Below are 20,751 nucleotides of genomic sequence, written 5' to 3'. Positions count from 1 at the left end.
TTCAGCACATTTCTTTAGCAAGACATAACATGAAACTGGCAGTCAAATTACTCTCTTTTCTACTCTTTCACCCCACCGCGGCCACCCGATTCACGCTCTTAATTATCGGCGTGCTTGCACTCAATCACTCATGCGCTCAATCACGACAAAATAAGATTACGCTCGCTCAGGCGTTGCAGCAGGCGCAGGCGAATCGGTTGGAACTGACGAATCAGCGGTTGCAGACGCTTATTACGGAGAATGACGAAGCCCGGCGACGCGCCCAGTGGCAGCCGCAACTCAATGCCGGAGCCGATTTCCGCTGGAACACGCAGATTCAACGGAGTGTAATCAAAAATGCGCCGTTCGCCAATGGACAGGATCTGGTGTTGCGGTTTGGTACGCCTTTCAACAACATTCTGAACGTGCAGGCCGAACAGAAAGTCTACGACGCCCAAAGCCGCATCGATCGTTCGATCAATCGATTGAATACTGAAAATCAGCAGGTGACACTGGAAAGCCGGAATGTCGAGGTGCGTCAACAGGTAACCGAAGCCTATTACCAGACGGTTTTCAATCGCGAAAAACAGCGGCTGTCGGAACGCGCCCGCAGCCGGGCGCAGGGCTATCTGGAACAGGCGCAGGTCCGTTTTCAGGCCGGGACGTTGCTGGAAAGCGAGTTCGACCGGTTTTCGCTGGACCTCAGCAATGCCGAACTGACCTACCGCAACGACCAGCGCGACTATGCGCTGAGTCTGGAAAATCTCCGGTACCGCATCAACGCTCCGCAACCCGTTGAACCCGCCGATTCGCTCCGGGCCTTGTTTGCGGAATTTCAAACGCTGGAACTAACGGCCGGTAATCGCCCGGAACTGCGGACGGAAGAGTTGAACCGGCAGGTGAACGAACTCAACCAGCGCCGGGAACAGGCCCGGCTGGCACCGGTCGTAACGGCCTACGGCGCGTATTTCGCCCAGCAATTTTCCGATGCCTTCAATCCATTCCAGGGTGGAACCTGGTTTCCGTACAATTACGTGGGTCTGCGGGTCAACGTCCCGGTGTTCGACGGGCGACAAACGCGGTTGAACAAACAGGATTACGTCCGGCGGGCCCAGATCAATCAGAATACGCTTCAACAACTGAAAAACGACGTTGACTACGAACTCCGGGCGGCCCGGAACACACTCGATCAGGCCCGCGGAAACCTCGCCGAAACGCAGAAGAACATCACCCAGGCCCAGAGCATTCTGGCTATCGACCGCGTCCGTTTCGACGCCGGGACGCTGCTGCTGGCCGACTTTCGCAACAGCGAATACAGCCTGCAACAGGCCGAAAACAACTACCTGCGGGCGGTTTATGACGTATTGCTCGGGCAGGTTCAGGTTCGGAAAGCGCTGGGGAATTTGTAAAAACGGGCGTTCTGATCTGCAAATGGATTAAGAAAATTTCGGCGATTGACGGCACCCGGCAAACAGAAGGTGCTAACGGTTTTTTTAGGATGAGCGGTTCTCCGGAATTTTTTACAAACCGGGTTTTCTTACTTTTGCCAATTATCACGTCAACGCCCCATGAAACCACAAGCCCAGCAGATTATCCGGATCGGGAGTACGAAAGACAAGGACATGCTGTCGAAACCCCAGAAGGAGTTTAACCGCCTGACCCGGAAAATCGAGACGCTGGAAAAAGAGCTGGTGGAATACCGGGAGGCTTCAACCCGCATTCAGCAACGCATTCAGACCGAACTCCTGCCGCTGCAGACCGAATTTCAGGAACAACGGGCCGCGCTGGTTCGGGTTTTTGATCGCGCCCACGATTCCGGCACGTTCAAGGCCAATGAACGGAAAAAACTGATCGACATCATCCTGAATCTGACGTATGACCTCATCTCCGAACACGGCCGGGATGATTTGAAGCCGATTTACGACAAATATGACCCCGACGGTTTCGATGCCACCACGGCCGAAGCCGATGAGCTGACGTCGGAGGCCATGAAGGCGATGTACAGCAGTATGTTCGGCGTTGAGTTTGACGACGATGCGGACGTGAGTTCTCCCGAAAAAATGGCGGAACACCTGCGGCAAAAACTGGAAGAGCAGCAAACTGCCTTCGAGGAGCAGCAACGGCAATCCGAGGAGCGACGCGCCCAGCGGCCCAAAACCAAAAAACAACTGGAGCGGGAAGCCAAAAAACAGACCGAAGAACGCAGCATAACAAAAGCCGTGCGGACGGTTTACATGGATCTGGTGAAGGCCTTTCATCCCGACCGGGAACCGGATGAAGCTGAGAAACTGCGCAAAACCGAGGTGATGAAGCGGATTACGGAAGCCTACGAAAAAAGCGATTTGCTGACCTTGCTCCGGTTACAACTGGAGTTTAACCGAATCGATCAGGACCACCTCGAAACGCTGGCCGAAGAACAGTTAAAGTATTACAACAAAATTCTGAAACAGCAGACGCAGGAACTGGAAGAGCAACTTTACGGCCTGCAATCGCAGCTTGCAGCCATCAGTGGAAAATCGCTGCTGTTTGTCTCATCACCGATGAGTCTGGAATTTAGCTTCAAAACCGACGTACAGGAGTTGAAACGCAGCATTAAGAACCTGAAAAATGATCTGAAAGCCTTTCAGGACGCTGCCCTGATGAAGCAATGGCTGAAGTCATACCGGATTCAGAAAGCGGGGGATTTTGACGGTTTTTTCTGACGGTTACCGCTCCAGATACCGCTTCAAATCTGAAATGGATTGAATGCCCAGTTGGTCGGCCTGCGCACGGCGCATCATCAGGGCGTAGGTATTGTTGAAACCCAGCGGAGGCAGCCAGGTCAGTTTATGACGGTTTTGAAATTCACGACTGACATACTGAAAAACCGCTTTACGGTCAGATTTGATGGAATCGGCCAGAGCCGGGGGCGGTTGCAGAATGACCAGCAAACCCGTTCCCGTGTATTCCGGGTAAAGGTCGATGTCGCCGGCCGTCAAGGCGTCGAAGCAGATTTTGGTGCCGCCCAGACCGGTTTTCGTAATCACTTCCAGCGTCGTGCGGTTTTCGAGCAACTGCCGCAGAATTTCGGCCAGAATGTATTGTTCCGTAAAAATCTTGGTGCCGATCACGATCTTTCCGGCGCGTTTGGTTTGCACCGGTGGAATCAGCAAGCCGGTTTGTTGCAAAAAACGCCGGGCCACGACTTCGGGCGATTCGTGCAGAAAATCCGCGCGGTAGTTCAACTCCGTCATGACCGAATCCGACAGCCGACCTTCCAGCAAATGCAGCGTTTTAATAACGTCGGGATATTGCTTCAAAATCGCATTTCGAACCACCAGCGCGGCTTCGTAGGGCGGAAACGCATTTTTGTTATCCTCCAGAACCCGCAACTGAAACGCCTTGATCCGTCCGTCGGTCGAATACCCGCTGATGAGATCGACCTGTCCGCGACGAACCGCTTCGTACATCAAATTCTGGTCGATGAGTTTGGGTGTCATCTGCAAACCATACGCCCGAACCAGGCCCGGATACCCGTCGGCGCGGCCGTAAAACTCGTGGGCAAAACCGGCTGTCAGCTTTGCCTGACTCCCCAGCGGTACCCAGTAAAAAGCCGACAGAATGGGAGCGATCAGCAGAAAAACGAGAGCAACCCGACGAAGCTGTAATCCCTGCAACTGTTGCAGCCGGGCCAGCAAAAAATCGAAGAAAATCGCTAACAAAGCCGCCGGAATAGCGCCCGCCAAAATCATGTTGCTGTTGTTGAGGGCAATCCCGCCGAAGACAAACTCGCCCAGCCCCCCGGCGGCCACGTAAGCCGCCAGCGTGGCCACACCCACGTTGATGACGGTGGCGGTGCGAATCCCGGCAAAAATAACCGGCAGAGCCAGTGGCAGTTCCACCCGGATTAGCATCTGCCCGGTGGTCATGCCCATACCCAGAGCCGCTTCTTTCAGCATCGGACTCACTTCCCGAATGCCCACGTAGGTGTTTCGAACAATCGGCAATAAAGCATACAGAAACAAGGCAGTAATGGCCGGCCAGATGCCGATTCCCAATAATGGAATCAGAAAACCCAGCAGGGCAATGCTCGGAATGGTTTGCAGAATGCCCACGACTGCCAGGACGACGGAAGCCAAACGCGGGCGGTATGTGATGAGGATGCCCAGCGGAAGGCCAACCAGCAACGCCAGGCAGAGCGACAGAAACGTCAGGCCAATGTGTGTCAGGGTTTGCTCGGCCAGTTTGTCCCGTTGTTGAACCAAAAAGTCGAAAAAATCCTGCATGATTGTGCTTGGATAGCCCCTAAATCTCCTGAAGGCCGGGCGGCCGGAGCCGGACCTTTTGCATCTGAAGTATAAGTGTCCAAGTCCCCTTCAGGGGATTTTGGGGCAAAATGAATCTAAATCGGATTGAAATACACGCCGATGCCGAACCAGCGGGTTTTCTGGTTTTCGTAGACGCTGTAGGGCCGGAAACCGGTGTAGCTTTCCAGCAGGAACGTCAGGTTGTTAGTTGTGCGGCCCAGCTCCAGACCCAAACCGGCTTTGACACCGGGCCGGAAGTCGGTTTGCTGCCAGACTTTCAGATCCACACCACCGACAAACCGGGCAAAGGCCTGCGACGGTTTGCGGTAATAAAAACCGGCCTGAGCGCTCAGTCGCTCGCGTTCTTCCGGTTTGCGCAGACCAATGCCGACGCCTACGTATTTCCGTAAACCGTTCTTCTCGTGGTTGTACGTCACGTCGATCACTTCGTAATTAACCGGATTGGGCAGGTAATAATTGATCTGGTTGCGAAACAGATAATCGTCGCCGAGGTGCGACGAGAGGTGATACAACCGCAACCGCCAACTGTGATTCCGGACTTTGATGTTGTAGAGGAAACTGAGCCGGTAATCGGTGTTCATCAACTGCCGTTTCTGTTTGTTCAGCTTGTCGTCGTGATACACTTCAAACTGCGTAAACGAAGCCACGTCGAACGAAAGCTCGCTGCTGCGGTCGGCGGATTTATACCAGCGAATCAGCGGTTTTCGAAGTCCGAACGCAAACGGGACGATGGTGCCGTCGTATTTGTCGCCGTCCATCCAGTAGCCGGGCAGGACGCTGACGCTGGTTTGGGCTTCGATGGGGTCCAGCAAAATGGGGTCGAAGAGGTGGCCTTTGGGCAGAAATTCCCGGCGCGGAAACGTCGGCTGGGTGAGGGTTGCGTGGCGAATCACGAGGGTGTCGGGCAGATCCTGCGCCAACGCACCCACCGATCCGGTAAGGAGAAGAAAGGACAGTAAATAAAGTTTCATCGCGCAATAAAAACCTCCGGTTTTCAGGCCGGAGGGTGACAACAGAGAGTTTTTTTAAGCCTCAACGCCCGTTTTCTTCAATTCGGCGTAGTGTTTATAGAAGTACGGAATGGTTTCGATTCCCTTGTAGAAATTGAACAAACCGTAGCTCTCGTTCGGCGAATGCAACGCGTCGATGTCCAGACCAAAACCCATCAGAATGGATTTGACACCCAGTTCCTGCTCAAACAGGGCAACGATGGGAATGCTGCCACCGCCCCGGGTCGGAATGGCTTCTTTGCCCCAGGCTTCGCGGAAGGCCCGGCGGGCGGCTTCAAATTCGACCGAGTCGGTGGGCGTTACGTACGGCTGACCGCCGTGGTGGGGCGTTACGGTTACGGTTACCGTCGGCGGAGCGATAGAAATAAAATGCTTCGTAAACAGTTCGGTAATCTCGTCGGGGTCCTGACGCGGTACGAGCCGCATGCTGATTTTGGCCTGCGCCTTGCCCGGCAACACGGTTTTGGCACCTTCACCAATATAGCCACCCCAGATGCCGTTCACGTCCAGCGTCGGGCGAATCGAAGCCCGTTCGGGCGACGAATAGCCTTCTTCGCCAAAAACCGCCTTGAGGTTCAGATCGCGTTTGTATTCTTCTTCATCGAAGGGTGCTTCGGCCAGGGCCGCCCGTTCTTCAGTCGTCAATTCGTCTACTTTATCGTAAAAACCGGGGATCGTGATCCGGCCTTTTTCGTCGTGTAACGAAGCAATCATCTGACACAGCACGTTGAGCGGATTGTGAACCGCGCCACCGTAGACGCCCGAATGCAGATCGCGGTTGGGGCCGACCACCTCTACTTCGACGTAGGAAAGTCCCCGCAAACCGGCTTCAATCGACGGCACATCGTTGGCAATGATGCTGGTATCCGAGATCAGAATCACATCGCATTTGAGTTTATCGCGGTTGGCGGCCACAAAATTGCCCAGGTGATCGGAGCCAATTTCTTCTTCGCCTTCAATCATCACTTTGACGTTGCAGGGCAAACCGTCGGTGGCCAGCATAGCTTCCAGCGCTTTGACGTGCATGTAAAACTGGCCTTTGTCGTCGCACGAACCCCGGGCATAAATGCGTTCGTTGCGAATGGTCGGTTCGAAAGGCGGGGTGTTCCAAAGTTCGTACGGATCAGCGGGTTGGACGTCGTAGTGGCCGTAAACCAAAACCGTCGGCAACGAATCGTCGATCAGTTTTTCGGCGTAAACGACCGGATGGCCCGGTGTTTCGTGCAGCGCAGCATTGTCGAGACCGGCGGCAGTCAGTTTATCCCGGACAAATTCAGCCGCCCGGCGCATATCGGGTTTAAATTTAGAATCGGCACTCACGGACGGAATCCGCAGCAATTCGAAGAGTTCGTTCAGAAACCGTTCTTTATGTTCCGCAAAGTAGGTTGATAACATGGTGTTGATGGGTTTTTGTCGGACTGACAAAGGAAATAGTACCAAAAAATGACGCCCCGAAGTTAATCACTTCGGGGCGTCATGCAACCAGGAATAGCTTGAAACTTATTCTTCGTCTTCTTTCTTCCGGAATTTGATCAGCCGTGTCCGGCTTTCTTCGCCGTTCAGCAGCCGGGTGATGTTTTTCTGATGGGTCAGTACCACAAACAGGAAAACGACTACCCCGAAAACAATCAACAGCGGATGCTCTTTTTGTCCAAAAGCCCGCAGCAGCAACAGCACCGGAAAGGCCAGAGCAGCCATCATCGAACCCAGCGAAACGTATTGCGAGGCAATGACCACCACCAGAAAAATGCCAATGCAGACAGCGGCCACTTCGGGGTGAATGGCGAGAACCATGCCCAAAAGCGAGGCAACGCCTTTTCCACCTTTGAAGTCGGCCCAGATCGGAAAAACGTGCCCGATAACGGCCACAAGTCCAAAAACCAGTTTAAACGTCAGAATTTCGTGGGTTCCGATCACGTCGAAATACCACAGCAGGGAGGCAAGAATGGTGGCGGTATAGCCTTTCAGTACGTCGATCAGCATGACGACCGTACCGGCCCGTTTGCCCAGAACGCGAAAGGTGTTGGTCGCACCGGCGTTTCCACTTCCGTATTTACGAATATCTAATCCAAAAAAACCCTCTCCATACCAAACGGCAGTCGGAATGGAACCCAACAGATAAGCAAGTAAGGTCGTTGCAATGATTAATAACACGTTCATTCAAGAAATCTACCGCTTCGGCGGTGCGATTGACATTGAGTACATACTAAACTTAAATCACCTCAACGAGGTGCGCAGAGACTTAAAAGTAGGGATTTCCGGTGGGTTGTAACAACTCCTGAATGACAAATCTACGAAAAAAACCGAGTTTGTTACCGTTTAATAACACAAAAACCATGAATTGTATTCCTTTATCACCATTTTTTATGTATTCCCCACAGCCATCAGACTGTGGGGAATAGACTTATTTCTCCATCGGGTGTTCTTTCAGCAACTGATCCGGCGCATAAAAATCCTTTTTGCTGCCAATAGCCGCCCGGACCTGCTTCACTTTCGCCGGCAGGATGGCCGGTGCCTGGTTTCCGAATGAATTCCGGACGTAGGTCAATACTGCTGCGATTTCGTCGTCCTTCAGCAGACCGCCAAAAGGGGTCATCGGAACCTGGCCGGGGTAATTTTTGCCTGCTACTTCGATAGGTCCCAGCAGCCCGTTCAGCACAATTTTGATGAGACGGTCTTCGTTGCCGGACACCCACTTCGTGCCATTCAGCGGAGGAAAACCGGAGGCCGCCAGTCCTTTGCCATCGGGCTGGTGGCAGGTGATGCAGTAGCCTTCCTTGCCGTAAATCTCTTTGCCTTTATTAAACAGCGCCAGTTCAGCACCTTTCAGCGTGGTTTTTTCAGCTACTTCCTTTACCGCTTTGACATTGACGTCGTTCAGGTGCGCAACGGCGGTTTCGTAAGCATGAATCATCCAGTCGTCAAGCGGTTTTTTCTTGGCCTCGGCCAGAATCGGCAGTCCTTTTTCCTTTCCGATCCACGACGCGGCCACAATCGCATCCAGCCGAACCCGGCTGTTGTCGTCTTTCACCGCCTGCATCAGCAAAGCCGCCTGGTCGGGCACCTGATGGCCCGTGTACCGAACGACCTGAACGGCCGCGGCCCGGGCGTGGTAATCTTTCGCTTTGAGCACCTGGCGCAGCAGCGGCTGATCGACCTTGTTCATTCCCCAACTCACCCACAAACCTTCCAGCAGGTGGTGTTCGTAGCGCGGATCGTTTTTGTCCAGTTTCGCCACCCAGGTTTTCAGTTTGGCCAACACCTGATTCACATCGCGGCCGCGCAGCTCGCGCCGGGTGCGGTAGCGGGTGCGGTATTCGGGCAGTTTCAGGTTATCCAGCAATTCCTCGATCGTAGCCCCGTCCACTTTCGCCGGTTTGACCAGCGGACGTGAGGGATACGTAATCCGGTAGACCCGACCGTGTGAGTGGTCGCGCAGCGGATCGCGGGCGTTGTGCTGCATGTGACCGATCAGAATGTTGTGCCAGTCGATCAGGTACAGCGAACCGTCGGGCGCAAACTCCATGTCGACGGGCCGGAAGTTGCGGTCTTCGCTCACCACCAGATCCATCCGGTGCTTGCTTTTATACCCGGTTCCATCGTCGACCAGCGTGTGTTCTTTCATGCCCAGAAAACCGATGGTGTTGTTGATCAGGAAATCGCCCTGCAATTCATCAGGGAAGTGGCGGCTGGAAACAAACTCCAGGCCCGACGTTGGCCGCACGCGGTGGGCTTCTTCCACCAATTGAACGGATTTATGCGTGGCCTGTCCGTAGCGCGGCAATACCGTTCCCGGCATCATCCAGCGAACATCAGGGCTGGAGGTTTCGGCAAAAAACGGCTGTCCCCAGTCGTCAAACGCAATGCCCCAGGGATTCGGAATGGAAAGTTGGGCGGTGCGTTCCAGCTTGTGACGCTGGGGCGTATACCGGTAAAACCCGCCGTTGGTGGCCCGAACCGGCCCATACGACGTTTCGACGTTGGTGTGCAAGAACACGCCTTCGCCCGAATAAATGGCGCCGGAAGGGTCTACGCAAAAGGCGTGGCTGTTGTGGTGGGTGTCGTGGTCGTCGAAGCCACTCAGCAGAATTTCACTTTTATCGGCTTTATCATCCCCGTTGGTATCCGTAAAGAGCTTCAGATTGGTTCCCTGCGAAACGTAAACGCCTTCTTTCGCGATTTCGAAGCCCAGCGGCAGGTGTAATCCATCGGCAAAAACCGTCTCCTTGTCGGCCTTGCCATCGCCGTTGGTATCTTCGAAAATCAGAATCTTGTCATTGGGTTTGGAGTCGCCCGGTTTGTAGTGCGGATAGCTTGGCATCACGGCCACCCAAAGCCGCCCCTTGCCGTCGAACGACATCTGCATCGGTTTGGCGAGGTTCGGAAATTCTTCCTCGGAAGCGAATAATTCAATTTTGTAACCCGTTGGTACTTTGAGTTTTGCCAGAGCCTCCTTGCCGTAGAGATACGTCAAGCTACCGTTTTTCTCCGGGTTGTAGTTGGTTTTTACCGGCGGCAGGGGTGAGGTGTTTTTATCGGCCACCGCCAGATCCAGTTTCTCACCTTTGGAAGCCGCCAGCCAGATGGCACTGTCCCGAATGGCAGTCAGTTCCCGAATTTTCTGAATTTCGGCGGGGTAGTTTTCCGGACCAAACGGATTGTAACGACGTCCGTAGACGTGCACGCCGTTCGGAATTTTGAAATCGTTGTGCCACATCCAGTTTTTTTCCATCACGGCCTCGTGAATCAGCTTCCGGTTGGTTTCCGCTTTGGGGGCTGCCTTTCCAAAAACCTGATCGACCAGCAACACACCCAGTTTTTTGTAGCCTGCTTCGTTCAACTGCGAACCGTCGATGGTCAGCGGTTCTGCGCTGTCGGCATACCATTGCTGGGAAGGGGTGAAGGCGTCCACAAAGAGTACGTTGTTCTGCTCCGCTACTTCCTTCATGGCTTTGGTATACAGCAGCAGGTTTTCATTCTCCTTTTTGCCGTTCGGCAGATCCATTTTGGCAGATAAATCTTCAAAGGCGATGGGCGAAACGATGGCGAGTTGCGGGGCGGTTGTGCCGTTGTATTTCTGGCTCAGCGTCCATTTGATAAAAGCGTCCAGCTCGGCTTTGTAGTTATCCAGTTTGGCCGGCCCCTGAAACGATTCGTTATACCCGAAAAAAGCGACGATAACATCGGTTTTCAGGCGGGTGAGCCATTGATCGGGCGTTTCGAAATGGCCTTCACTTTGGGAGGGATTGGCGTATTCGGTCTGAAATTTTTCGGCACCGGGAAACGCCCAGGGCAAATTTCGGCTGGCGTGGGGCCGAAAACCGGGGGTGTCGCCCCCGTCGCACATGTTCCGGATGAAGAGCTCGCTATCGGGGTAGCGAACCTGTAGTTCGGTCTCAAAGTTGTCGTAATTCATCATCCTTGACCCCAGATTGTTGCCAAGCAGCATGATGCGCGACCCTTTTTTGAGCGGAATCGGTTCGGCTCCCGAAAAGAAACCCCGGTTTGATTGAAAAGCACTGAACGCGATGAGCCCCAATCCAACGGCAATCAGCAGTCCGATGAGGCTATTTTTCCTGGGTTTAGACATTTCTATAACTTCTAATTGTAATACGGATTCGAAACGGCGGGACTTTGGGCAACTACTTCACGATACCCCGGTAAGGCACATTGATGGCTATTTTGCCCTTCCATTTTTTAGGGACCGGCTTGCCCAGCAACCAGTGTATGGCATTGATGGTCAGTCGCTGAACACTTTCCTGCTGGAAATCTTCTGGGTGTCCGAGGGTGGTGAAGAACACCTTCGCATTGGCTTTGTTTTTCCACGTCCAGGCAACCGGGTTATCGATGGCCGGTTTGTCCGGATTGACCGATTTTCCCATCAGCAGCAGCGTCGCATCTTTGGGGGGATAGTCCGGACGAACCCGGTAGAGCCACGAAGCCGCGTGAAACGAAGGGGCCACGCCCGTCAGGATGGGGTTCTTTGCTGCTTCCGGAATGATCGTTACGTCGGTCGTGCTTTCGTGGCCGTAGTGCGTATGCCCCGCCTTGCCCCAACCCGGCGGTGAGCCAAACGCTCTTTCGCCAAAGGCATTCCATTCCTCCGAAGCATCTCCCTTCGGGAAATTAAACGCGTGCGTGGACGTCCGGAAGCCCATAACCGGTTTTCCGGATTTGAGGTATTCGTCGATGTACTGGAGTTGGTCGGGGGGCAGTTGCCGCCACCGCAGGAAAAATACCGCCAGATCGGCTTCCCGCAGGGCTTCCAGACCGGGGATGTTTTTTTCGGCATTCTGGTCCGGAGCCGATTTGATGACTTTGGTCCGGAAGCCATAATTTTTTTCCAATTCGGCCGCAATCAGCGGCAGGGTTTGTTCACCGCTGTATTCATGGTCGCCCGCAACAAAAACGATATACGGTTTTTCGGCTTTTGCCGGTGATTTCAGTCGGTTGGCGAGGGCTTCGTTTTCGGCCAGGCTCAGCAGGCCGGCGAGTCCCAGCAGGCCGGAGGTCTGTTGTAAAAAAGCTCTGCGTTTGGTTTTCATGAAGGGTCGGTTTAGGATCCAGGTTCTAATCTGCCAAATTAAGGAATTTTGGGCGCGGATTTACTCGTGGGTAGTATTTTGTGAACCAGGAAACCGTTTTTTGGTAACGTGATTGAAGGAAGTAGGCAGACGGTATTCTACAAAAGGCTTTCCGATAAAAAACTACGCGTTCATTTCGTCACGGAAGCGTTGATGAACTACCGGCGTCACGGTGGCTAAGGCCAGACTGATGGATTGAACCGGAAACCGGAGGGTTACCGTGGTACCGGACCCCGGTTTGGTGTCGATGTGAATTGTGCCGCCCAATGCAGCAGCCCGGTGGTGCTGATTGCGTAAACCGTGGCCCGTCGGTAGCGCATCCGGGGAAAACCCAATCCCGTTGTCGTGAATCGTCAGACAAAGCGTGTGAGGATCTTCAGCCTCCAGCCGGATGGTCACTTCCGTTGCCCGGGCGTGCTTGACGACGTTGTGCAGGGTTTCTTTGTAAATCAATGACAGGTTACGCCACTGATCGGGAGGCAGGGACGCAACGGGAAGCTGAGCAGAAATCTCCAGAACCGGACGAATACCGGTATGCTCAAACACGCTCCCGGCCATGTTCTGCAGGCGGTTGACAGCCGCGTCGTTTTGGGGCTGGTGGAGCGTTAAACTCCAAACGATGTCACGCATCCGGTCCATAATGTGCCGGGCGGTTTCGCCGATGGTGGTCAGAGCGGTTTGGGCTTGGGCCGGTTGGTGGGCCAATTGCCCTATCGCCACCTGGCTCAGGATGCTGATGCCGCTCAGTTCGGAGCCGAGTTCATCGTGCAGATCGCGGGCAATGTCGCCCCGGATCTGGAGTAATTGCTCCTGTTTGCGTTGATTCTCCTGCAATTGTTCGACCAGCGCCGTCTGCGTCTGCAATTTTTCCTGCATAGCCAGTTGTTGCCGTTTCGCCAGACCGATCGAGAAAGCCAGCAATTCGGCGATGTAGCTGGTGGCCCAGATCAGAACTTCCCGGAAATCCAGACCAGGTACATCATAAAACACCTGCTGATTGATAAAACTGATCAGTCCGCCGGTGAGGAAAAATACCATTCCCCAAAAGAGGTATTTAACCGTAGCGTCGTAAAACCGCCACAGGGTCCAGAGCGAGAACAGGCCGAAAAGCAGCAGGCTGACTTCGAGGAACTGGTAGGTAACCAACAGGAATAGACTCAGCAGGCGCTTCATGGTAATGAAGAGGTCGAATGCCCCCAGTCCGAACAAAATCCAGCCCGTCCAGCGAAAAGCCCGGTTCAGACGGGGCGCGCGGGTTTCCAGTTGCACGTAGGATCGCAAAAAAAACGTATAGGCCGATAAGGACCAGAAAAACGTGGTTAGTGAGACGCGTCCGGTAAAGCCGATCTCCCGAAAAACCGGCCAGGTGTCAACTACGATGAACTCGTCGAGCATCAGCAACCGGACTAACACTAGCAATAGATAGAGCGCATAATAAAGAAACATCCGTTCGCGCAGCAGGAAGAATTGGGCGCTGGTGAAAAGAAACATCATCAGGATAATGCCCCAGAAAAACGTTTCACCCAGGCGATTTTGGTATTTGGATTCGTAGAGCCAGAGCGCTTCTTTGGCCTTATAAGCCGCCGGGGTGAATAGCCGGACCGGAAACGTTCGGGAGTATACCCGCATCCTGTTCAAAATCTGGAGTCGGTATGCCGCCGATTGCCCCGGACCCAGCGTAAATAAAACCAGATTTTTGTCGCGCAGGTAAGGCATCACGCGATCCGGCGGGGGGCGGGTCGCGGCCAATTGGCCCGTATAATCAAGTAAAATCAGCATGTTACCCCGTTCCTGATACAGCCGGATCGAGTCGGCTGAGTTGCCAACCTCGATCACCACGGGCGCGGGTTGCGAACCGGGGTTTATCACAACAAACCGGTGTTCGGTGGTTTGGTTCGATGGGGTTAGTGTGGCAGGAAGGCCCGTCTGTTGGGTTGGCCCAAATGGGTAAACCAGCGGCTGGGCCGGGAGCGAATCCGCGAGAGCTAGGCAGACGATGAGCGTAAGAAGTAGTTTACCGACGTAGGTAACGGACAACATACTAGCATTTGTTTCCTCAAGATAAAGAAACCATGTCTGAAAGTTGATAAAAAGTCCATTTAGGCGGGTTAAATTGAGCGATCGGTTCCGGGTGGCGGAAATTCGTTGCGGGCTTTGCCTGGAGGAGAGAAAACCGTTCGCTATCTTTTTCAGGAACAGGATGATTTGTGCAGAAAATCGTATGATATTGGCTTGATTTATGAAGGTATTTCTACCTAAAATCCGAGTATGAGCGAACGGGAAAAAATGCTGGCCGGGGAATGGTATTGGGCCAATGACCCCGAATTGCTGGCGATGCGGGCGCGCGCCCGGGAATTATTCATGCAGTATAACCAGACCCTGAACAGCGAACAGCCGCTCCGGGAAGAAATACTGGGCATTCTGCTGGGATCATTTGGCAAAAATCCGGACATTCAGCCGCCTTTCTATTGCGATTATGGCGCTTATATTCATCTCGGCGACACGGTTTTCATCAACTATAACTGCACCATTCTGGATTATTGCCCGGTCACCATTGGCAACAATGTGCTGATTGGCCCCAATGTGAGCCTGTATGCTGCTTCCCATCCGCTACTGGCCAGCCACCGCATTCAGAAGGGATCGGATATTGCCAAACCCATTACGATTGGCCACAACGTCTGGTTGGCCGGCAATGTCGTCGTTTGTCCGGGCGTAACCATCGGAGACAACACCACGATCGGGGCCGGAAGCATCGTGACGCGGGACATTCCGGCGAATGTGTTTGCCGCCGGTAATCCGTGCCGGGTGATTCGGGAAGTTACGGAATAAGCTGATTCTTAACCCTGTTTAGCGTTCCTATGATTGCTGTTCGTCACCTTACCAAACAATACCCGACTCACCTGGCCGTCGATGACGTCTCCTTCGAAGTGGGCGCGCGCGAAACGCTGGTGCTGCTGGGAACCAGCGGTTCCGGCAAAACCACCACGCTGAAGATGATCAACCGGCTGATTGAGCCGACGTCCGGTGTCATCGAGGTAAACGGAACGGCAATCGGCGAGCGGAAACTCCACGAACTCCGGCGGGAAATTGGCTACGTGATTCAGGAAACCGGCCTGTTTCCGCATTACAACATCGGCGAAAACATCGCCCTGGTGCCGAGGTTGTTGCAATGGGACGAACGGAAGATTCAGGATCGCATTCGCGAACTGATGGCGATGCTCCGCCTGCCCGAAACCTTCCTGAAAGCCTACCCCAGCGAGCTCAGTGGCGGACAACGGCAGCGGGTGGGGCTGGCCCGGGCGCTGGCGGCTCAACCGTCGATTCTGCTGATGGACGAACCGTTGGGCGCACTCGATCCCGTTACCCGAAGCGCGATTCGTCGGGAATTCCGGAATCTGGAAGAAATACGCCAAAAAACCATCGTTTTGGTGACGCACGACATCCGGGAAGCGTTCGAACTCGGCGACCGTGTGGCGTTGATGGACGGCGGACGCATCCAGCAGATCGGGACGCCCCGCGAACTGCTCCTGCGACCAGTCAATGAATTTGTTCGCAATTTTTTCGCCGATCAGTGGCTGTCGCTCCAGTTGCACGCCTTTTCGCTCCAGGATTTATCGCCCTATCTGCCCGATGAAGCCACTTCGCCCCCCGAAGCGCGGCTTTTTCCGGCCCACACCCAACTGGCCGATGTCATGAGCGAACTTTCCGGCTCCGAAACCATCGTTTTCCAATCCAGTCAACGGTTTACAACCATTCAGTCGGCCACGATCTGGCCCGCATTGGGGCAGTTGCTCCAGAATCAATCCGTATCGTAAACCGTACCGACCGTGCAGGAATTTTTCGAATTCATCGTTGAACATGCGGATAAACTGGCCGAACAAACGCTGACCCACATCGGCCTGACGTTCCTGTCGCTGTGCATCGCACTCATCATTGGCATCCCACTGGGTGTGTTGATTACATTTCGCCCCCGCATCGTCGGGGTGGTTCTGGGATCGGTAGGCGTGCTGCAAACCATTCCGAGCATTGCCTTGCTGGGCTTCATGATTCCGCTGCTGGGGATTGGTCCGGGACCGGCCATTGTGGCCCTGTTCCTATATGCGCTGTTGCCCATTGTTCAGAACACCTATGTCGGCATCCGGGAAGTGAGTCCGGCGTTGAAAGAAGCCGCGCGGGGCATGGGTCTCACGCCCTGGCAGGTGCTGGTTCGGCTCGAATTCCCGTTGGCACTCCCGGTTATTTTTGCCGGAATCCGTACGGCCACGGTCATCAATGTCGGCGTCGCGACGCTGGCGGCTTACCTCGCGGCTGGCGGACTGGGGGAATTCATCTTTGGCGGTATTGCCCTAAACAACACCAACATGATTCTGGCCGGTACCATTCCGTCGGCCCTGCTGGCCGTTCTGCTGGATGCCGGGTTGGCTCGTTTGCAGAAGCTGCGCGGTTTGGGCCGGTTTCGCATCATGGCGGTTTTTTTTCTGCTCGTCCCGGTTCTGTCGTCGTTCTATCTGGTGCCGGGCGCGGGTCGCCCGACCTTGCGTGCCGGTTTTGCCCACGAATTTTACGGGCGTGCCGATGGCTACCCGGCTCTGCTTCGGACGTACGACCTGCATCTGGCGTCGCGGCTGATCGACCAGAATTTGATGTACGAAGCTGTTCGCACCAATCTGGTGGATATTATCAGCGGCTATTCAACCGACGGGCGCATCAAAGCCTACAATTTGCGGACGCTGACGGACGACAAACACGCGTTTCCGCCCTACGAAGCGGCTTTGGTCGTTCGGCAGAATACCTTGAAACTGCACCCGGAACTGCAACCCACGCTGGATCTGCTGGCCGGGCAGCTTTCGGATTCGTCCATGACCGAACTGAACTACCAGGTCGATCACCTGCACCAATCGCCAGCCGCCGTGGCCCGGCAGTTTCTGACCAGCGCCGGTTTGCTTCGGAAACCGGAGGACCAGAAACGGCAGGGAGCGATTGTGATCGGGGCTATGATTTTTACGGAGCAATACATTCTGGCCGAAATCGTGCGGCAGTTGGTCGAAAACCGGACGGCGCTGGAGGTGATTACGAAAACCGGTCTGGGCGGCACCAAAATCTGCTTCGATGCCCTGGTCGCCGGGGATCTTGATCTCTATCCGGAATATACCGGCACCGGCTTGCTGGTCATCCTGCAACCTCCGCTGACGGTTTCGGATACACTACAAGTGAGCACCAAAGCGGTTTATCAGTACGTCAGCCGGGAGTTTGACAAGAAATACCAGATAAGCTGGCTGAAACCGTTGGGTTTCAACAACACCTACGCCCTGATGATGCGCGAGGCACAAGCGGAACAGTTGGGCATTCGGACCAATTCGGAACTAAAGCGGTATCTGGATCATTAATTCACCTAGCCAGCAAGCAACTGACATACCGTTAGTTAACTTATGTAAGAAGAAACTTGGGTTGGCCGTAACCCTGTTTTTTTGTATCTTTAATTATGCTTGCTAATCCACCGTTTCCACTTGATATAGAAATTGACAAGTTGACTAATTCCATCGAAAATGCCATTACTGGCGAAGTTTTCGATACAGTAGTCACTCGATTAATAGCCCAAAATGAAAAACAAATCAAAAAGAGAGATTGGCAGTTTAATTGGAAGCAAGAGCTTAAGGACCCAAACCGGGAAGCTTACAAACTGACGACAGTCAACAATCCGACTATTATCCAGGGTTTATTAAGCATTCAGGACAAAGGAGATCATGTGTTTATGCACTTAATTGAAAGTGCAGTGTTTAATAAAGGTAAAGACAAAGTGTATCTGGGTGTTCCTGGTAATTTGGTTGCTTTTGCCTGTAGGGTTTCTCTGGAAAAAGGATACGAGGGTTTTATTTCGTTTATTGCTAAAACGGCTCTAAAAAACCATTATGAGCAAACAGTAGGTGCTAAAATACTGTACGGTGACACCATGGTTATCGATACAAAAGAAGCACTGAAACTAATTAACCGATACTTCAAATCTTAATCAAAATGGGACTCATTAAAGAACCCAAAGACGTTGATTTTATAGTTGATAGCCGTGATTTAACACTGGAAGAACATCAGAAGATCAGCGAATATATTCGGATGCAGAAGAAACTGCGCCAACAAAAAACTAGAAAACGACCAACAAAAAGTAGTAAAAACTACGCCTAGCAACGCATTCACCGCAAGCCACCGGCATGTTCCATGGCAAACCGTAACAGACTGTTTTACCCGTTAACCTGAGTTTGCGGACGATATTCATCCGGTGATTGTTCGCCATCCGTTCGCGTCATCCGATAGCCGGATGAGTTTCGTCGGTAAGACACTTATTTTCCGCTATCCGCCGGTACTTTATTCCCCGGTTTTGTCCCGAATTTATTCCCGAAAAAATCGCCCGGATTCCAGGTGGGCCGCTCCGGATTCTGGGCGGTCAGATAACCGATCAGAAACTGGAGCTGGGCGTGTTTGGCGGCCGCGTTGAAGTCGAACGGCTGGTCGATTTCGTCCTGGGGCGAGTGGTAGATCGTCGCCCGCCAGTCGAGGTTCAGCTTCAGTCCGTCAACTTGCGGATTGCCCGAATCCGTCCCGCTTTTGACATAAATGGCCGGAATGCCCTGCCGAACGAAGCTGAAATGATCGCTGCGCATGAACACCACCTGCTCGGGAATGGGGTCTTTGGCGACCTTCACGCCCAGATACGAAGCTGCGGCATTGACGGCCTTCGCCATGCTGGAATGCTCGTAGCCATACGGCACAATGTCGACCAGCGGGTGAAAGAAAAACGGCATATCCAGACACAGGTTGGCCACAATCGATTCTTTCGGAACCGTCGGGTTGCTGGCGAAATAATCGGAACCCAACAGCCCCATTTCCTCCGCCGTGACGCCTACGAACAGAATCGAACGCTTCGGTTTGGTCGGCAGCGACGCGTACATCCGGGCCGCTTCGAGGTTGATGCCAACGCCCGACGCGTTGTCGTGTGCGCCGTTGTAAATCGAGTCGCCCTTGACGGGTCGGCCAATGCCGAGGTGATCGAGGTGCGAAACGTACACGACGTATTCGTTCTTCAAAACCGGGTCGGTTCCGGGCAGCACACCGACCACGTTATACCCGGCAATGTCGCCCCCGGATTGGGTTTCGGTTTTCATCCGAACCGAAAAATTGAGCGGAAATGTTTGTGGAATGCTCTTGTTGGCAGCCGCAATGACGTCCGCCAACGCGTGGCCCGATTCGGCAAAAACCGTCCGCGCCGTTGAATCACCCAGCGAAGCGACGCCTTTCAGTTCCGGGAAAACCCGCTGCGGTTTGCCGCCCTTGTCCAGCCAGCGGTAGGTGCCCTGCCGGGCGCGTGGAGCCGAAGCTTCCATGCGGTTGCGGACATCGGTGGGCAGGCTGAACGAAATCACGCCAACCGCACCGTGGGCAGCCGCATTTTCCAGTTTGGCCGAACCGTGATAGGCCCGCTGGTTGGACGGAAAAGCCGCCGGTGCGCCGTTGAAATAGGCCACAATTTTGCCTTTGACGTCAATGTTTTTATAATCGTCGTAGTTCAAATCGGGGGCCGTGACGCCAAAACCGACAAAGACAACGGGCGCAGTGACCTCACTTTTTTCGCTGCCATATACCGGGGCTAAAATGTAGTTCTTTCCGAAGTTCAGCGTTTGTTCACCCTTCTTGCTGATCAGCGTCAGCGAGCTGTTTTCTTCGTTTACCCGCCACTGGCGCAGCGGGACTTTCTGCAAATACGTCAGGTTGTCGCCCGCCGGTTGCAGGCCGAGGGCTTCAAACTGCGAAATCACGTAATTGGCCGCCAGCCGGTAGCCGCGTGTTCCGGGTTTCCGGCCTTCCATGGCGTCATCGGCCAGAAAGCGCATGTGGGCGCGGATGGCTTCCGGTTTCACGGATTGAACGGCGGTTTGGGCGTCGGCCGGAATGCCGGATTTGGCCTTATCCTGAGCGGAAACGATGGAAAGGCTGAGGAGGAAGAAGTTTAGGGTTAAGGCGGTTTTCATATCCGGTCGCAAATTTTCAAACAACCAAGATAAGAAGAACCCAATAAAATAACAGAAAATTCTACCAGGAAGTCCACCCACCATCCACCATCAAATTCTGGCCCGTCACGTACGATGCGGCATCGGAGAGTAAAAAAGCTACGGAACCCGCGATTTCGGGCGACTGTCCGACGCGACCCAGGGGCGTTTTTTGCGCGAGACGTTCCACAAACGCCGGCTCGTTTTGCTGCACCGCCGGATTGGGAAACGGGCCGGGCGAAATGCAGTTGCACCGCACGCCCTGCCGACCCCAATGCACCGCCAGATAGCGGGTCATCTGAATAATGCCAGCTTTGCCGACGCCGTATTCAATCGGATTTTTGTTCATTGGGGCTGCATAGGCCGCCGGATCGGGCGACACGGAGCCGTACATGCTGGAAAACAGCACGATGCTTCCCCGACCCAGCCGGGCCATTTCCTGACCGACCGATCGGGCGAGTAAAAACGTGGCCGTGAGTCCGCCGTGGTTCACGTCGTCAAAATCCTGCTCGGTCAACTCCTCCAGTTTTTTGCCGGTCGACGCGAACGCCAGATTGACCAGACCGTGTGGGACGCCCCGACGCTGCATCTGTTCGCTGACAAAAGCCTGGATGGCAGCGCTCTGGCGGATGTCAAGCGTGGCCGGGGTAACTTGCGGAACCAATTGGGCGGAGGTAACAAAGGCAGCCGCGCGGTCGTCCAGATCGGCACAGAGCACATTGGCACCCGCAGCATGGAGTAAGTGAACCGTGGCTTGTCCCAGATAACCGGCCCCGCCAATGACCCAGATGTCTTTCCCGTTCAGGCCGAATGCATCCGTGAATAAATCCGCCAT

Annotated in this window: 16 protein-coding genes; 7 read left to right on the top strand and 9 right to left on the bottom strand. The window is 54.0% G+C overall.

The annotated features are described in order from the left end of the window. Positions 1 to 29: 29 nt before the first annotated feature. Both ACS5NO_RS16730 and ACS5NO_RS16725 read left to right on the top strand, forming a co-directional pair. Positions 30 to 1,388 carry a TolC family protein gene (locus tag ACS5NO_RS16730; RefSeq protein ID WP_439416238.1) on the top strand — a complete coding sequence of 453 codons (1,359 nt, stop codon included), beginning with the start codon at positions 30 to 32 and terminating at the stop codon, positions 1,386 to 1,388. 159 nt (positions 1,389 to 1,547) lie between these two features. Next, the gene (locus ACS5NO_RS16725; protein WP_439416237.1) at positions 1,548 to 2,681 is read left to right on the top strand and encodes a hypothetical protein; all 1,134 of its coding nucleotides are present in this window, start codon (positions 1,548 to 1,550) and stop codon (positions 2,679 to 2,681) included. A gap of 3 nt (positions 2,682 to 2,684) precedes the next feature. On the opposite strand, the gene ACS5NO_RS16720 is transcribed toward ACS5NO_RS16725, so the two are convergent. The 7 genes from ACS5NO_RS16720 to ACS5NO_RS16690 form a co-directional block, all read right to left on the bottom strand. Next, positions 2,685 to 4,244, bottom strand: a complete 1,560-nt coding sequence (locus tag ACS5NO_RS16720; protein ID WP_439416236.1) for an ABC transporter permease/substrate-binding protein — start codon at positions 4,242 to 4,244, stop codon at positions 2,685 to 2,687. 116 nt (positions 4,245 to 4,360) lie between these two features. Further along, the gene (locus ACS5NO_RS16715; RefSeq protein ID WP_439416235.1) at positions 4,361 to 5,257 is read right to left on the bottom strand and encodes a DUF1207 domain-containing protein; all 897 of its coding nucleotides are present in this window, start codon (positions 5,255 to 5,257) and stop codon (positions 4,361 to 4,363) included. Between the two features lie 54 nt (positions 5,258 to 5,311). Beyond that, a complete protein-coding gene (locus ACS5NO_RS16710) occupies positions 5,312 to 6,691 on the bottom strand; it encodes a dipeptidase (protein ID WP_439416234.1) in 1,380 nt (459 codons plus the stop codon). Between the two features lie 105 nt (positions 6,692 to 6,796). After that, positions 6,797 to 7,456: a glycerol-3-phosphate 1-O-acyltransferase PlsY gene (gene plsY / locus ACS5NO_RS16705; protein ID WP_439416233.1), complete on the bottom strand. Its 660-nt coding sequence runs from the start codon at positions 7,454 to 7,456 to the stop codon at positions 6,797 to 6,799. Between the two features lie 244 nt (positions 7,457 to 7,700). Then, positions 7,701 to 10,886: a PVC-type heme-binding CxxCH protein gene (locus ACS5NO_RS16700; RefSeq protein WP_439416232.1), complete on the bottom strand. Its 3,186-nt coding sequence runs from the start codon at positions 10,884 to 10,886 to the stop codon at positions 7,701 to 7,703. Between the two features lie 52 nt (positions 10,887 to 10,938). After that, positions 10,939 to 11,841 (bottom strand): ThuA domain-containing protein, encoded by a 903-nt coding sequence (locus ACS5NO_RS16695; RefSeq protein WP_439416231.1) that lies wholly within the window; start codon positions 11,839 to 11,841, stop codon positions 10,939 to 10,941. A gap of 162 nt (positions 11,842 to 12,003) precedes the next feature. Further along, entirely contained in the window at positions 12,004 to 13,920 is a 1,917-nt protein-coding gene (locus tag ACS5NO_RS16690) for a sensor histidine kinase (RefSeq protein WP_439416230.1), read from the bottom strand. 228 nt (positions 13,921 to 14,148) lie between these two features. Between ACS5NO_RS16690 and ACS5NO_RS16685 the strand changes: the two genes are divergently transcribed. The 5 genes from ACS5NO_RS16685 (at position 14,149) to ACS5NO_RS16665 (ending at position 18,057) form a co-directional block, all read left to right on the top strand. Beyond that, positions 14,149 to 14,709 (top strand): sugar O-acetyltransferase, encoded by a 561-nt coding sequence (locus ACS5NO_RS16685; protein ID WP_439416229.1) that lies wholly within the window; start codon positions 14,149 to 14,151, stop codon positions 14,707 to 14,709. Between the two features lie 29 nt (positions 14,710 to 14,738). Continuing rightward, complete coding sequence (locus ACS5NO_RS16680; RefSeq protein ID WP_439416228.1) at positions 14,739 to 15,695, top strand: ABC transporter ATP-binding protein; 957 nt, start codon at positions 14,739 to 14,741, stop codon at positions 15,693 to 15,695. A gap of 12 nt (positions 15,696 to 15,707) precedes the next feature. After that, the gene (locus ACS5NO_RS16675; RefSeq protein ID WP_439416227.1) at positions 15,708 to 17,267 is read left to right on the top strand and encodes an ABC transporter permease/substrate-binding protein; all 1,560 of its coding nucleotides are present in this window, start codon (positions 15,708 to 15,710) and stop codon (positions 17,265 to 17,267) included. A 95-nt stretch (positions 17,268 to 17,362) separates the two neighbouring features. Beyond that, positions 17,363 to 17,887: a hypothetical protein gene (locus ACS5NO_RS16670; protein WP_439416226.1), complete on the top strand. Its 525-nt coding sequence runs from the start codon at positions 17,363 to 17,365 to the stop codon at positions 17,885 to 17,887. A gap of 5 nt (positions 17,888 to 17,892) precedes the next feature. Continuing rightward, a complete protein-coding gene (locus ACS5NO_RS16665) occupies positions 17,893 to 18,057 on the top strand; it encodes a hypothetical protein (protein ID WP_439416225.1) in 165 nt (54 codons plus the stop codon). A gap of 155 nt (positions 18,058 to 18,212) precedes the next feature. On the opposite strand, the gene ACS5NO_RS16660 is transcribed toward ACS5NO_RS16665, so the two are convergent. Beyond that, complete coding sequence (locus ACS5NO_RS16660) at positions 18,213 to 19,898, bottom strand: M28 family metallopeptidase (RefSeq protein WP_439416224.1); 1,686 nt, start codon at positions 19,896 to 19,898, stop codon at positions 18,213 to 18,215. Positions 19,899 to 19,959: 61 nt separating this feature from the next. Continuing rightward, positions 19,960 to 20,751 (bottom strand): SDR family oxidoreductase, encoded by a 792-nt coding sequence (locus tag ACS5NO_RS16655; RefSeq protein ID WP_439416223.1) that lies wholly within the window; start codon positions 20,749 to 20,751, stop codon positions 19,960 to 19,962.

This window comes from Larkinella fluvii (assembly GCF_051857545.1).
In the GTDB taxonomy this organism is placed as follows: Bacteria; Bacteroidota; Bacteroidia; order Cytophagales; family Spirosomataceae; genus Larkinella.
This window is presented reverse-complemented; position numbering and strand designations above follow the sequence as displayed.

Coding starts and splice junctions, on each gene's coding strand:
- ACS5NO_RS16730 (WP_439416238.1), top strand. CDS start 30: ATGAAACTGGCAGTCAAATTACTCTCTTTTCTACTCTTTCACCCCACC.
- ACS5NO_RS16725 (WP_439416237.1), top strand. CDS start 1,548: ATGAAACCACAAGCCCAGCAGATTATCCGGATCGGGAGTACGAAAGAC.
- ACS5NO_RS16720 (WP_439416236.1), bottom strand. CDS start 4,244: ATGCAGGATTTTTTCGACTTTTTGGTTCAACAACGGGACAAACTGGCC.
- ACS5NO_RS16715 (WP_439416235.1), bottom strand. CDS start 5,257: ATGAAACTTTATTTACTGTCCTTTCTTCTCCTTACCGGATCGGTGGGT.
- ACS5NO_RS16710 (WP_439416234.1), bottom strand. CDS start 6,691: ATGTTATCAACCTACTTTGCGGAACATAAAGAACGGTTTCTGAACGAA.
- plsY (WP_439416233.1), bottom strand. CDS start 7,456: ATGAACGTGTTATTAATCATTGCAACGACCTTACTTGCTTATCTGTTG.
- ACS5NO_RS16700 (WP_439416232.1), bottom strand. CDS start 10,886: ATGTCTAAACCCAGGAAAAATAGCCTCATCGGACTGCTGATTGCCGTT.
- ACS5NO_RS16695 (WP_439416231.1), bottom strand. CDS start 11,841: ATGAAAACCAAACGCAGAGCTTTTTTACAACAGACCTCCGGCCTGCTG.
- ACS5NO_RS16690 (WP_439416230.1), bottom strand. CDS start 13,920: ATGTTGTCCGTTACCTACGTCGGTAAACTACTTCTTACGCTCATCGTC.
- ACS5NO_RS16685 (WP_439416229.1), top strand. CDS start 14,149: ATGAGCGAACGGGAAAAAATGCTGGCCGGGGAATGGTATTGGGCCAAT.
- ACS5NO_RS16680 (WP_439416228.1), top strand. CDS start 14,739: ATGATTGCTGTTCGTCACCTTACCAAACAATACCCGACTCACCTGGCC.
- ACS5NO_RS16670 (WP_439416226.1), top strand. CDS start 17,363: ATGCTTGCTAATCCACCGTTTCCACTTGATATAGAAATTGACAAGTTG.
- ACS5NO_RS16665 (WP_439416225.1), top strand. CDS start 17,893: ATGGGACTCATTAAAGAACCCAAAGACGTTGATTTTATAGTTGATAGC.
- ACS5NO_RS16660 (WP_439416224.1), bottom strand. CDS start 19,898: ATGAAAACCGCCTTAACCCTAAACTTCTTCCTCCTCAGCCTTTCCATC.
- ACS5NO_RS16655 (WP_439416223.1), bottom strand. CDS start 20,751: ATGGCGGATTTATTCACGGATGCATTCGGCCTGAACGGGAAAGACATC.